This window comes from Saccharospirillum sp. MSK14-1, from assembly GCF_003054965.1.
Lineage (GTDB): Bacteria > Pseudomonadota > Gammaproteobacteria > Pseudomonadales > Natronospirillaceae > Saccharospirillum.
Map to the genome: position 1 here is coordinate 819,429 of NZ_MIES01000026.1, position 12,990 is coordinate 832,418.

A 12,990-nucleotide genomic window follows, 5' to 3' on the forward strand; every position below is an offset into this window, starting at 1 on the left:
CTCCTTATTTGCTGTGGCGAACGCGTGGGTTGACCACGCCGTACATCAGATCAACCAGCAGGTTGATCACGATGATCAGCGTTGCAATCAACAGCAGGCCGCCCTGAACGACGGGGTAATCGCGTCGGTTAATGGCTTCGATCAGCCATTTGCCGATGCCCGGCCAGGCGAAGATGGTCTCGGTCAGAATCGCCCCGGAGAGCAGCATGCCCACTTGCAAACCCATGACGGTAATCACCGGAATCAGCGCGTTACGCAAGGCGTGTTTGGCGACGATACGGCCTTTGCTCAGGCCTTTGGCGCGCGCGGTGCGGATGTAATCTTCACCGAGCACTTCGAGCATGGACGAGCGCGTCATTCGGGCAATCACCGCCATCGGAATGGTGCCCAGCACAATGGCCGGCAGCAGCAGGTGTTGCAGCGCCGAGGCAAAAGCGCCTTTGGCCGGTGACAGCAGGGTGTCGATTAACATAAAGCCGGTGACGTCCTCGACCCAGAACATCACGTCCATACGACCGGATACCGGCGTCCAGCCGAGGGTGACCGAGAACAGCAAAATCAGCAGCAGACCCCACCAGAAGATGGGCATCGAATAGCCAGCCAGAGAAATGGTCATCACCGTATGGTCGAGCCAGCCGCCGCGACGGATGGCTGCCAGAATGCCCAAGGTCAAACCGACGGCGACGGCAAAGATGCCCGCGCAGAGGGTCAGTTCCAGCGTGGCGGGGAAGCGGGCCATAAATTCACTCAGCACCGGTTTGCCGGTGACGTAGGACGTGCCCAGATCGCCCTGAAGAATACCGCCAATGTAGATGAAGTACTGTTGCCAGAGCGGCTTATCAAGGCCGAGCATGGCTTCCAGTTCGGCACGGGTTTCGGCAGAAACACCGCGTTCGCCACCCATGATGGTGACGACATCGCCAGGGATCAGGTGGATCAGGGCGAAGGCGAACAAAGACACCCCGATAAAGGTTGGGATCACCATCCCCAGGCGTCGTAAAAAGAATTGCAGCATGTGGCTAACCTGAAACGAGAAAGGGCGGCAGTATAACTGCCGCCCTGAGAAGGTCTGTCATTATATTGTTGCCGGTCTTATTCAGACTCGGCCAGGCTGACACCGTAGAAAGTATGAACGCCGAACGGGCTCATCTTGTAACCCTGAACAGCCGGGCTCATCGGTTCGTATACAACAGAGTGAGCAACCGTGATCCACGGGGCTTCTTCTTTGAACACCAACTGAGCTTGTTCGTACAGCGCAGTCCGTTGTTCGCTATCAGAAACACGCAGAGCGTCGTTCACCAGCGTGTTGAACTCGTCGTTACACCAGAAAGCAATGTTGCCACCGGTCGCCGCAGCCTGGCAGCCGAGCAGGGTGTTCAGGAAGTTATCCGGATCACCATTGTCGCCAGTCCAGCCCAGCATGGCGGTTTGGTGGTCGCCATCGGACGTGCGGTCGAGGTATTCACCCCATTCGTAAGAAACGATTTCAGCGTCAACGCCAACAGCGGCCCAGTCAGACTGGATCAGCTCCGCCATACGGCGAGCGTTGGGGTTGTAAGGACGCTGTACCGGCATCGCCCAGATGTCGGTGGAGAAGCCGTTCGGGTAGCCCGCTTCAGCCAGCAACTCGCGCGCGCCTTCCGGATCGTATTCGTAGTCGACAACGTCGTCGTTATAAGACCACATGGTCGGCGGAATCGGGTTCTTGGCGGTTTCGCCAGCGCCCTGATAAACCGCTTCCAGGATGGACTCTTTGTTGGTCGCCATGTTCAGAGCTTGACGAACCAGCTTGTTGTCGAACGGCGGTTTTTCGGTGTTGAACGCCAGGTAACCTACGTTCAGGCCCGGTGCGGACATGACGTTGATGTTTTCGTCATCCTGCATTTCAGCGATGTCGGCCGGGTTCGGGTACACCATGTGGTGACACTCACCAGAGCGCAGCTTGGCGTAACGCACGCTGGCGTCCGGAGTGATGGAGAACACCAGACGATCGATGTCCGCAGCGCCTTCCCAGTAAGTCGGGTTAGCGGTGTAACGAATAACGGCGTCTTGCTGGTAATCGGTCAGCATGAACGGACCGGTTGCGATCGGCAGCTGGTCAACTTGTTCCGGCGTACCGGCTTCCAGCATGGCGTCGGCGTATTCGGCAGAACCGATGGAGGCGAAGTCCATGGCCAGATTAGCCAGGAACGGCGCGTTTGGAGCGCTCAGTTCGAAGACAACGGTCATGTCGTCCGGAGCGGTCAGCGATTCGATGGCATCGGCCATGCCCATGTAACCGAAGTAGGAGTAATCCTGGTTGGATACACCATGGTACGGGTGGCTTTCGTCCATTTGACGGTTGAAGCTCCACAGCACGTCTTCAGCGTTGAAGTCGCGGCTCGGCTCGAAACCGTGGTTGGTGTGGAACTCAACGCCTTCACGCAGGTGGAAGGTGTAAGTCAGACCGTCGTCGGAAATTTCCCAGCTCTCAGCCAGGCCCGGAACGACGTTGGTGCCGCCACGCTCGAACTCAACCAGACGGTTGAACATGGTGCGGCCAGCAGCATCGAAGGTGGTGCCAGACGTGTAGAACGCCGGGTTAAAGCCTTCAGGGCTGGCTTCTGAACAGTAAACAAAGGTGGTGGCTTCGGCGACCTGCTGGTCGTCAGAGCTGCTGAACCACCAAACTGCGGCGGCCAGAATAGCGATGACTACCACAAGAATGGGTATGCCTTTTTTCATTATTATGACTCTCCTAGATGGATGAACAGCCCACGATGGGCTTTGAACGAGTCGGACCCCGGTGAGGACGGCGTCCATGAACCAAAACCAACAGCAAAAACAGGGCCACCGTAGAAAGTGGCGGTTTCAGTTGTTTATAAGCTTATAACTGGTTCAAATTGGTGCGTGAGAATAAAACAAGCCTCACAATAGGGCAAACACTGGGCGGCTGCCAGCGGAGGGCGACATTACCCGCGTTCGCGGCAATAATGAGGCGCTTGGGCGATGGGCAAGATTCTGTCAGTGAAAGCTGTGCCTTGTCTGTAGCTTAGCAATGGAGCGGCGCTGTTAATTATGCTAGAAACGCGATTCTGGCTTAAGAGTTGCTTAGCCCGGCTTGGACTCTCGGCAAACGGGCACCGCCACCCGACGGCGTCGCTTTGGTGAAAAGCGACGGTCCCAGAGTGTTTTGCATCGCGCTGGGGCTTTGCGCACTATCGGTGCGCCAGAAATGAACAATAAACCATCCTCTCTCGAAGGACCTTCTGGTGAGTGATCCTTGCCAGTACCCAGGGAGAGACCGACCAGGAGAATCAGATGGGTCAGGCAAGCGCCCCGCTGTTGGCCACCGACATTTATAAGCAGTTCGGTGATGTCGAAGTCCTCAAAGGCATTTCACTGGAGGCAGACAAGGGCGATGTGATTTCCGTTATCGGCTCGTCCGGCTCCGGTAAGAGTACCTTCCTTCGCTGCATGAACATGCTGGAAATTCCCACTTCCGGCGAACTGCGCGTTCATGGTGACAGCGTCCGTTTTAAAACCAATCGGCACGGCCTGCGTGAACCGGCGGACATCCGTCAGGTTGAACGCATTCGCTCACAGCTGTCGATGGTGTTTCAGAGCTTTAACCTCTGGTCGCACATGACGGTGATGCAGAACATCATTGAAGCGCCGATTCATGTGCTGGGCGTCAGTCGCGCTGAAGCGACCGAACGCGCCGAAGAACACCTCAATCGTGTGGGTCTGTACGACCGCCGCGATTATTACCCGGCACACATGTCCGGCGGCCAGCAGCAACGCGCCGCCATTGCTCGTGCGCTGGCGATGAACCCGGAAGTGATGTTGTTCGACGAACCCACCTCAGCGCTCGACCCGGAACTGGTCGGTGAAGTTCTGAAGGTGATGCGCGGCTTGGCCGAAGAAGGCCGTACCATGGTGGTGGTGACTCACGAAATGGCCTTTGCCCGCGACGTCTCGAACAAGGTGATGTTTTTGCATCAGGGGCGCATCGAAGAAGAAGGCAACCCGCAGGACGTCTTCAACAACCCCAAATCCGAACGCTTTAAACAGTTTATTTCACCGAGTTACTGAGCCATCTAAGCTCAGCAATCGGAGGGCGAAGCTCGTTCTTAGAGCGGGCAACTAAAAGCAGTAAACCGAGAGAGCGCAAGCGCCCACAAGGCGCTTTGTTTTAACGATGAAGGTCAGGTACCACTGACCGAATGATAACAACTGGAGTCAAAGAGAATGAAAAAAGCACTGATGACAGTGGCCGCGTTGCTGGCCCTGAGCACAACCGTAAGCGCAGAAGATTACGACGTAATTCGTGTGGGCGTGGATGTGCCTTATCCTCCGTTCGAATTCCGTGATCCCAGCGGTGAACTGACCGGTTTCGAAATTGAACTGGGCAACGCCGTGTGCAACGAAATCACCGGTCAGGATTGCGAGTGGGTTGTGCAAGCATGGGATGGCATCATCCCGGGTCTGCTGGCGCGTAAATACGACATGATCTTCTCTTCTATGTCGATCAACCCTGAGCGTGCTGAGCGCGTTCTGTTCTCCGATCCGTACTACACAACGCCGTCTGCATTCTTCGCAGTTGAAGGCAGTGACTTCGATCATGAAAGCACCGAAGGCACTCGCATCGGTGTACAGCGCGCCACCATTCAGGACACCTATCTGACCGAACTGCACGGCGACGCTGAAATCGTTCGCTACACCACTGCTGACGACATTCTGGTCGATCTGGAAGGCGGTCGTCTGGATGCCATGTTCATCGACGCTCTGGCCGGTCTGGGTCTGATCGAAACCAGCGATGACGTTGTTCAGGTCAGCGACGACATCTCCGAGCCGGTCAGCATTCTCGGCGAAGGCGTTGGCGCTGCATTCCGTAAGCGTGATTCTGCGCTGGAAGAAGCGGTGAGCGAAGCGCTGGAGAAATTTAAAAATGATGGTACTTACGACGCCATCATGGAGAAATATTTCGAATCCAACATCAAGATCTGATCTTGATGCGGTGCAAGGGCCCGGTTTCGGGCCCTTTAGCCGGTTTACGTTTGGCAATGGCCAAACGCAAGCCGACTCGCAATTCATCGGGCCTGAAACTAAAACAATTAAGCCCCGACATTGACCTCACAGAGCACACACTATGCTAGACCTACACGGCTATGGCCCGTCGATTTTTAACGGCGCCATTCTGACCATTCAACTGGCGTTTCTGTCGTTACTGATCGCCGTCTTACTGGGGCTGTTGGGCGCCAGTGGCAAACTCTCTTCCAAGCGACCACTGCGGTGGTTGTCGACACTCTACACCACGTTAATTCGCGGCGTGCCCGATCTGGTATTGATGATGCTGATTTATTTCGGCGGTCAGATTGGCATTAACGCCGTCACCGATTGGCTCTACAACACCAGTGATGGCGCCATCGATATTTTCTTCCAGGTCAATCCGTTCGTCGCCGGTGTCGCCACCATCGGTTTTATTTTCGGGGCCTACATGAGCGAAACGTTTCGCGGCGCATTTATGGCCGTGGAAAACGGTCAGATTGAAGCGGGCAAAGCCTATGGTATGACCGGCTGGCAGGTGTTTAACCGCATCATGTTTCCGCAGATGATGCGTCACGCGTTACCCGGTCTCGGTAACAACTGGCAGGTGCTGCTGAAAACCACGGCGCTGGTCAGCGTCATCGGTCTGGCCGACATGGTGAACCTGGCCACCGAAGCGGCCAAAACGGTCCGCGAACCCTTCATCTTTTTCGTACCGGTGGCGCTGGTGTATTTAGCGTTGACCACGGTATCGGAATGGGTCTTTCGTCAACTCAAGCGGCGCTACAGCGTCGGCGTGATGGAGGGTTGATCGATGGATGCCATTCTCGCACTGCTCGAAAACAACGATATTTTTAATCCCACCACCCTGGCGCATTACTGGGATGGTTTGGTGAATACCGTTCAACTGGTGTTCTTATCGCTGGTGCTGGGCTTGGTGCTGGCGGTGCCGCTGGCCATCATGCGCACCTCGAAAAAACCCTGGATCAACTGGCCGGTCTGGTGTTTTACCTACGTTTTTCGCGGTACGCCACTGCTGATCCAGCTGTACATGATTTACTACGGCGTCACCTTAATTGACGGCATTCAGGAATCGGTTTTCTGGGTGATTTTCGAACGCGCTTTTTATCCGTGTTTGATTGCTTTCACGCTCAACACTGCCGCTTACACCACCGAAATTTTCCGCGGTGCCATTGAGGCTACACCACGCGGTGAAATTGAAGCGGCCAAAGCGTACGGCATGAGTGCGGCTAAACGCATGCGGCGCATTGTATTGCCCAGTGCTTTCCGGCGCGCCATTCCGGCTTACAGTAATGAGGTGGTGTTTATGCTGCACTCCAGCGCCATTGCCTCGACGGTGACCATCATCGATTTAACCGGCGCTGCGCGCGATATTTACGCGCGCTTTTACGCTCCTTTCCAGGCGTACATCTTTGCTGCGCTGATTTATCTGTGCCTGACGTTTACCATCTTCTATATTTTCAAGCAGTTGGAAAAACGCATGCTCGGTCATTTACGGCCGCGCTGAAGGTAACGACAAACAGGCCGCATCGCGGCCTTTTTTAATCGAGGTTCATTGTGTTCGGTGCCTACGAAAATTTTCTGGAACATTGTCTGGCAACGGCCGATGCCGAGGTCAACGCCAGTTTTGAAATACTCAGCGCCGGTACCGAAGTGGCGCTGCTCGACAGCGGCGTGTTGCGCGTTGAACCCAACACCGCCTGCGATACCTCACTGGTGATTTCCTGCGGCGTTCACGGCAACGAAACCGCGCCGATTGAAATCATCCGCGACATCGTGCGCGACGTGCTCGAAGAAGAGCAGAAAGTCGGTCAGCGGGTGTTATTTATTCTCGGTAACCCCTGGGCCATGCAAGCGGCCAAACGCTTTACCGACGTGAACATGAACCGGCTGTTTGCTGGCGATTGGCAGAACTACGACACCGCTTTAAAAGAAGTAAAACGCGCGGCCAAACTCGAAGCCTTTGTCGCCAACTTTTACGCCAGCGAACCAGTCACCGTCACCCGGCGGTACCACTACGATTTGCACACTGCCATTCGTGGCAGTCAGCGCGAACGGTTTGCAGTTTATCCATTCGTACCCGGTCGCGCCTTACCGAAAAACCAGCAAGCATTTTTGGCGCGATCGGACATTGATACCGTGCTGCTGCAAAACGAAGAGGGCAATACGTTCTCATCGTTTTCATCGCTGAAATACGGTGCCGAAAGTTTCACGCTGGAGCTGGGGCAAGTGAAGCCCTTTGGCGAGAACGATTTAAAACGCTACAACGGCATCGACTACGCCTTGCGTGAACTGATTGCCGGAGAACCCTTGCCTGCCGAACCCAAACAACCGGTCACGCAATTCGAGGTGTGCCACAGCATTGAAGTGACCAGCGATCAGTGGGAATTCTATGTGCCCGACGATGCGTTGAACTTCACCGAATACGAACCGGGTACCCTGATCTGGCGCGACGGTGAACGCGAATACCGCGTGGGTGAACAACCCGAAAGCATTGTATTTCCGAACCCCAAGGTCCCGGTCGGCCAACGCGCGGGTTTGATGTTGCGGGTGCTGTCTTAGGCCGGACTTAAACGCGCCTCACAGCAACCAAAACGGCACCAGCGGCGGTACCAGAAAGGCGGTGATGACCCCGGTTAAACTCATCGCCAGGCCAGCAAAGGCACCGCAGGTAATCGACTTCTCAAACGCCTGAGCGGTGCCGAAGCCGTGTGCCGTTACGCCCAGCACAAAGCCATACAAGGCGTGGTCGTGCAGACGACACATCCGCATTAAACCGGGTAATACCAGAGTGCCCACGGCACCAGCCAGCAACACCAAACCCGCCGCCAGCGAGCCGCTGCCACCCAGGCTGTCGGCCATGCCGATGGCAATGGGTGTGGTGATCGACTTAGCGCTCATGCTCAGCGCCAGTACGTCATCACCGGTGATCCACCACGCCAGCATGACCGCGCTGGCCGAAGCCACTAATGCGCCACTGAAACAAGCCAGTAATAAGGGCACTGCCATCTTGCGAATCAGCGCCATGTTCTCGTGCAGCGGCACCGCCAAAGCCACGGTCGCCGGGCCCAGTAGAAAATGAATAAAGCGGGTGTCGTGCTGGTATTGCGAGTAATCCCAGCCGAGCAGGGTGATCGCGCCCATCAAGGTGAAAATGCTGACGATCACCGGATGCACCAGTGGGCTGCGCCTGGCCTTGATATACAGCTGTTCGGCCGCCAAATAGACGCCCACGGTCATACTGATGGCCAGCAGGGTTTGAATCGAAGCAATCATGCGCCGGGTGCCTTCAGCAGTTTGAACAGGCCGATCATCACCAACGCCGCGCCGACGGTGCTGATGGTAATGATCAGGATCATCCACAAACCATGGCTCATCAGCCGATCCCAATGCTGAATCAGCCCCACACCGGCGGGCACAAACAGCAAGGTGAGATAACGGATCAGCGAGCGGCTGGCATCGGCCAAGCCTTCGGGCACACGTCGGTAAATGGTCAGGCTGATCCACAGCAGCACCAGGCCGACCACATTGCCCGGCACCGGCCAACCGATGGCTGCGGTTATCAGCTCACCGAGCAGCCAGTAAACCATCAGTATGAAAAACCCGAATAACATAGCGCACCACCCTCCACGGATGCCTATTGTGACTCAATCGCTGCGGTTGAGCCCAGCAAATGCACGAAGACAGTGTTGCGCCATATAGCCCTGGTGGCACCCGGGCCTGTATAATGGACGGTTATGAGTAAAGCCAAGAAAAAGCCGCAACCCGGCAGCAGTACCATTGCCCAGAACAAGAAGGCACGCCACGACTATGAGATTGCCGAAAAAGTCGAAGCGGGCCTGCAACTGATGGGCTGGGAAGTCAAAAGCCTGCGCGAAGGCAAGGCGCAATTAGTAGACAGCTACGTCATCTTCAAAGACGACGAAGCCTGGCTGATTGGTGCCCACTTCACGCCGCTGAACACCGCCTCCACCCACGTGATCGCGGATCCGACACGCACCCGCAAACTGCTGATGCACCGCCGTGAAATCGACAAGCTGAAAGGCCAGTCCGAACAGCAAGGCTACACCGTGGTGTGCTTATCGCTGTTCTGGAAGCGCAACAACGTGAAAGCTGACATTGCCTTGGTGAAAGGTAAAAAGCTGCACGACAAACGCGCCACCATGAAAGAGCGCGACTGGAACCGCCAGAAAGAACGGGTGATGAAAGCCTATAACACCTGATTGCGATAACGCAGCCTGTTTGGGTTGTGTATTGAAAGATGTTTTAACAGAGGGTGGCGTGCTAGACTCCGCCACCCGGCGATTCCGGGGCCTGCTGCCAACGCAGACGGGCCTTGAAATCACCGACCATCGGCAGCATTAAGCCGAGACCACCGGAACTTTCGGTGAACCGTTTTCGGGGGCGACATGGCTTCGACGCGGGTTACAAAGTTCAAGGTGCATGCCGAGATGGTAGCGAATCTCGTAAAACCAAAGCTGCAAACTCATAGTTGCAAACGATGACAACTACGAAGGTTACGCTCTAGCAGCCTAATCCTTCAAAACTGGACCCCTTAACCGGTCCGGCAGTCACTGGGCTGTGCCTGAACGGCCCAACTGACTGTCAAAAATTCAGGATCGCAGTGAAGGTTGTCTGGGCCGGAGCTGTTAAACAAACATCCCAGGCTCCCCGAGTCGCACCTGTCCTTCGGTAACGGCAAGGGTAAATTAAAGAAGAGACTAAGCATGTAGGACCGAGAATGGAGGACTTGCGGACGCGGGTTCGATCCCCGCCGCCTCCACCAATTACGGGGCTGGTCTAGGCCAGCCCCTCCCCCTTTCCACCCCTCTACCATGCGGCTTTCAGAACGCTCGGCAGTTTTGCCAGTTGGTCTGTGAAAGTCTCCGTGGGTCTCCAAAATGGCACAAATTGGGCACAAGCCCAGGCTCGACCGATTCAGTCCGTCTCTTGTCAGCGTCGCTGGCTCGCCATGTCCATTGGACGTTTAAACGCTTAGACGACCCGGCCGAAGCGTTAGCTTACGGTTCCGAGCTGGCTGACTTCATCGGTTTAACGGCACCCGATCCAAAGCAAGGCAGAACGGTGACTGGCTGTCTGTCGCGTTTGCGTGAGGCGTCATGGTGGCGCAGGAATCTTCACAAGCACTGTCAACGGCAGATCGAGAATAGCTACCGTCAGATCGGCCACGTTCACCATAAGCGTTGCGCCTATGTCTCCAGTCACACCTATAACCTCTATCAGCATTGCCAGAAGCTGAGCCGTGAATACCTCCTCCGCACCTACCTGCAAAGCCAGGACGGCGTGAACCTGTCATTGGCTGAGATCAGCGATTCCACCATAGCCAACCCTGCTAACCGGCGGGCGGAACTGATGACGCGTGTTCGTGGCATGGAGGAATACGCTCAAGCCCATGGCCAAGTCGGCCTATTCGTTACTCTCACTCTCCCGTCGGAATACCACGCCTCACTTAAAGAAGGTCACTGCAACTCCAAGTTCAATGGCTCAACACCGAAGCAAGGGAACAAACACCTAGTTGGGCTGTGGGCCAGCATCCGATCAAAGTTTCACCGTGACGACATAGCTCCCTTTGGCCTTCGGGTTGTTGAGCCTCATCACGACGGCACCCCGCATTGGCACCTGATGTTGTTCGTCGATCAATCACAGCGAGACCAGATTGAAGAAGTGTTCACGAACTACGTTCTTAAAGACGGCGCTTCGCCGGAGCTGCTGCCCTATCGGCTCAAAATCGTGCGTATCGATCCGAGTCGAGGGACTGCCGCTGGTTACGTTGCCAAGTACGTTTCTAAAAACATCGACGGCGCGGGCCTCGATTTCGACAAAGAAGGGCGACCGTTCAAAGACACTGCCTCTCGAATTCGTGCCTGGGCGAGTACCTGGGGCATCCATCAGTTCGACTTCATTGGTGGCCCGCCTGTGGGGGTATGGCGTGAACTTCGACGCCTGTCCGGCATGAATACCAGTGGCTCTATGGGATCGGCAATCGCAGCCGCGGATGAGGGTGATTGGTTTCGTTTTATGGAGGCTATGGACCTGCCACAGGACTGTGGAGGGGGCTTTGGCGTTCAGTTAATGAAAGCACACACTGAAGCGGTTAACCGTCGCACCGGTGAAGTTTGGTCATCGCTTAAGAATCGTTATGGAGAAGATTTGCCCGCCAGGGTGATCGGAGTGTGTGCCGGGGTCTTACGCCAGCCTACCCGGCTACGTCATTGGCTGGGAACCCAATTCGATCCGCTCAAGGTGATAGGGCTTGCCGGCCGGCAGGACGGCAACCCTATCAGTCTGAGCGGACATCTTGGACTTGTGTAAATAACTGTACGGAGCGATTAGATGCAGCCCATCAAGACACTTTTGACACCTACTTTTTCAATCGAGTCAGCCGTTCAGTACCTGAATTACACAGTGGCCGAACGTACCAAACCAGAATCAGAGCGTTATCGCCCTTCACAGCGAGGCGTCATTGTTGGCGTACTGACTATGAACGACGAAGTCGAATTGATCATCAAATTCATGGAAGGCGTGCGTCAGTACACCCTCTCTGAAGTAAGAGCCAGCCTAGAGGTGATCGATGACTGATTCGCGCATCGAATTCGAAGATACCTATACCGCTTTGGAAATATACCAGGCTGCCGGATGTGACTTCCCGTTCACCATGAAGTCTTGGGCACATCCTTATTACGACCGTCTCTCCGTGATCACTATTAAAGGCTGGTATGGAAAGGATGGTTATACACGTGAAGTCTTTTTCGACGATGAACCCGAAGAAGGCAAACCACTTGCGTTTGCCGGTGAGCGTCAGGGTGACCCCAATATTTTAAGAGTAGATCCGGTTGACGTTAAAGGCTGGCTACCCGGTGACTGGGAGCCTTTAAGGTTGTAGTGCGTAGCGGCCAGATAGGGTCATGTGATCAAAGGTGTACAGATGTTCAGGGCTGTATTGGCACTGACCTACAAAGCGTCCCTTGAGGTGCCTTTTGCCTTTTTGAATGAACACGGACCCGTTACAGATGGGGCAGTTGGCTTCAAAAGTTTTGATGCGCAATACCTTTTGGCTCGACAAGGAGTCGAGGGGTTCAAGTGTGAAAAAGGAAGTGCGGACAAAGGATTCAGAAAGCCAAGTCGGCGCTATGGAGATTCCTCGTTCCACTGCCAAGTAGATTGGATTGACGAGCCAGCTAGTAATGGCAAATACGGCACTGAAAATTAAAGGCAACCCTGGCCCCCAGAGCATGAAGCCGGGAAACAGGGACGCTAGGAACGTCAACAGACTAATGCTGAGACCAAACAAAGGAAGGCTCCAAAGTGCGCCTTTGGATTTGCTTAGAGCCAAAACACCGATTCGAGATACCAAACGGTTAGGTTTTGGAGCGGAATAAATATGGTACTCGATGGCTTTGTCCGAATCCTGGATGGGTTGTGATTTGGTCGGTGATCCAATCGGCTTTGTATCCAGGTGAAGGTACTTTCGCTTGCTTTCGGTGACTTCCGCAATAGCAAGATATTCACGGTAACTCCGCTTTTGGAGCTCGCGAGTGATCTTGGCTTCGTACTGGCTGAGCAACTTGTTCAGCTCTTTGAGGTGCCGATTGACGTAGCGACGGGAGTGTTCTTTGTCCTGTGGCCGAATCATCTGTTTCGCCAGGTCGTCGAAGGTGAATCCGATTTTGTCGACGTCTAGCCGTTGGCTAATCCGTTCTTTCGTAAGCGAGACAAGGCTCTCAAGCAGTTCGAGGGGTTTGCTACTGGAATCGACTTCGTCGAGGTCGCTCAGAATTTCGAGGGTTGCGTGGGCAACCTGTACCACTAAGCCATCTGTTCTGTTTTCCATTGGGGTCTCCCTAACCCTGAATTTTCGAGTCGCTAACCGGTTGTGTACCGGTTCGGGCCCGTCCGGTTAATGCCAGACCAATTGAGACT

At 55.0% G+C, this 12,990-nt stretch carries 14 protein-coding genes and 1 other RNA gene; 10 read left to right on the forward strand and 5 right to left on the reverse strand.

The window, feature by feature from the left end; genetic code table 11:
- Positions 1–4 precede the first annotated feature (4 nt).
- Together BGP77_RS07760 and BGP77_RS07765 are read right to left on the reverse strand one after the other, a co-directional pair.
- Positions 5–1,015 (reverse strand): ABC transporter permease subunit, encoded by a 1,011-nt coding sequence (locus tag BGP77_RS07760; protein WP_108164136.1) that lies wholly within the window; start codon positions 1,013–1,015, stop codon positions 5–7.
- Between the two features lie 77 nt (positions 1,016–1,092).
- On the reverse strand, positions 1,093–2,724 hold the full coding sequence (locus BGP77_RS07765) for an ABC transporter substrate-binding protein (RefSeq protein ID WP_108164137.1): 1,632 nt from the start codon (positions 2,722–2,724) through the stop codon (positions 1,093–1,095).
- 576 nt (positions 2,725–3,300) lie between these two features.
- Between BGP77_RS07765 and BGP77_RS07770 the strand changes: the two genes are divergently transcribed.
- From BGP77_RS07770 to astE, 5 genes are all read left to right on the forward strand, one after another.
- Positions 3,301–4,074 (forward strand): ABC transporter ATP-binding protein, encoded by a 774-nt coding sequence (locus BGP77_RS07770; RefSeq protein ID WP_108164138.1) that lies wholly within the window; start codon positions 3,301–3,303, stop codon positions 4,072–4,074.
- A 156-nt stretch (positions 4,075–4,230) separates the two neighbouring features.
- A complete protein-coding gene (locus BGP77_RS07775; RefSeq protein ID WP_108164139.1) occupies positions 4,231–4,989 on the forward strand; it encodes a transporter substrate-binding domain-containing protein in 759 nt (252 codons plus the stop codon).
- A 142-nt stretch (positions 4,990–5,131) separates the two neighbouring features.
- Positions 5,132–5,839, forward strand: coding sequence for an ABC transporter permease (locus tag BGP77_RS07780; RefSeq protein ID WP_108164140.1), 708 nt, complete (start codon positions 5,132–5,134; stop codon positions 5,837–5,839).
- Between the two features lie 3 nt (positions 5,840–5,842).
- Positions 5,843–6,556: an ABC transporter permease gene (locus BGP77_RS07785; RefSeq protein ID WP_108164141.1), complete on the forward strand. Its 714-nt coding sequence runs from the start codon at positions 5,843–5,845 to the stop codon at positions 6,554–6,556.
- A 50-nt stretch (positions 6,557–6,606) separates the two neighbouring features.
- A complete protein-coding gene (gene astE / locus BGP77_RS07790) occupies positions 6,607–7,611 on the forward strand; it encodes a succinylglutamate desuccinylase (RefSeq protein ID WP_199224214.1) in 1,005 nt (334 codons plus the stop codon).
- An 18-nt stretch (positions 7,612–7,629) separates the two neighbouring features.
- Here the strand turns inward: astE and BGP77_RS07795 are convergent, their stop codons facing one another.
- Both BGP77_RS07795 and BGP77_RS07800 read right to left on the reverse strand, forming a co-directional pair.
- On the reverse strand, positions 7,630–8,325 hold the full coding sequence (locus BGP77_RS07795; protein ID WP_108164143.1) for an LrgB family protein: 696 nt from the start codon (positions 8,323–8,325) through the stop codon (positions 7,630–7,632).
- Positions 8,322–8,663 (reverse strand): CidA/LrgA family protein, encoded by a 342-nt coding sequence (locus BGP77_RS07800; RefSeq protein WP_108164144.1) that lies wholly within the window; start codon positions 8,661–8,663, stop codon positions 8,322–8,324. Before BGP77_RS07800 ends, BGP77_RS07795 begins: the two co-directional genes overlap by 4 nt.
- Positions 8,664–8,786: 123 nt before the next feature.
- Here BGP77_RS07800 and smpB point away from each other — a divergent pair, with 123 nt between their 5' ends.
- The 5 genes from smpB (at position 8,787) to BGP77_RS07825 (ending at position 11,953) form a co-directional block, all read left to right on the forward strand.
- Positions 8,787–9,272 carry an SsrA-binding protein SmpB gene (gene smpB, locus BGP77_RS07805; RefSeq protein WP_108164145.1) on the forward strand — a complete coding sequence of 162 codons (486 nt, stop codon included), beginning with the start codon at positions 8,787–8,789 and terminating at the stop codon, positions 9,270–9,272.
- Positions 9,273–9,449: 177 nt separating this feature from the next.
- Positions 9,450–9,835: a transfer-messenger RNA gene (gene ssrA / locus BGP77_RS07810) on the forward strand.
- Between the two features lie 164 nt (positions 9,836–9,999).
- Positions 10,000–11,382, forward strand: coding sequence for a replication endonuclease (locus BGP77_RS07815; RefSeq protein WP_158269311.1), 1,383 nt, complete (start codon positions 10,000–10,002; stop codon positions 11,380–11,382).
- A 21-nt stretch (positions 11,383–11,403) separates the two neighbouring features.
- On the forward strand, positions 11,404–11,649 hold the full coding sequence (locus BGP77_RS07820; RefSeq protein WP_108164146.1) for a hypothetical protein: 246 nt from the start codon (positions 11,404–11,406) through the stop codon (positions 11,647–11,649).
- On the forward strand, positions 11,642–11,953 hold the full coding sequence (locus BGP77_RS07825) for a hypothetical protein (RefSeq protein ID WP_108164147.1): 312 nt from the start codon (positions 11,642–11,644) through the stop codon (positions 11,951–11,953). Before BGP77_RS07820 ends, BGP77_RS07825 begins: the two co-directional genes overlap by 8 nt.
- Here the strand turns inward: BGP77_RS07825 and BGP77_RS07830 are convergent.
- A complete protein-coding gene (locus BGP77_RS07830; protein ID WP_108164148.1) occupies positions 11,942–12,901 on the reverse strand; it encodes a hypothetical protein in 960 nt (319 codons plus the stop codon). The two genes, BGP77_RS07825 and BGP77_RS07830, sit on opposite strands and share 12 nt — an antisense overlap.
- Positions 12,902–12,990: the final 89 nt, after the last annotated feature.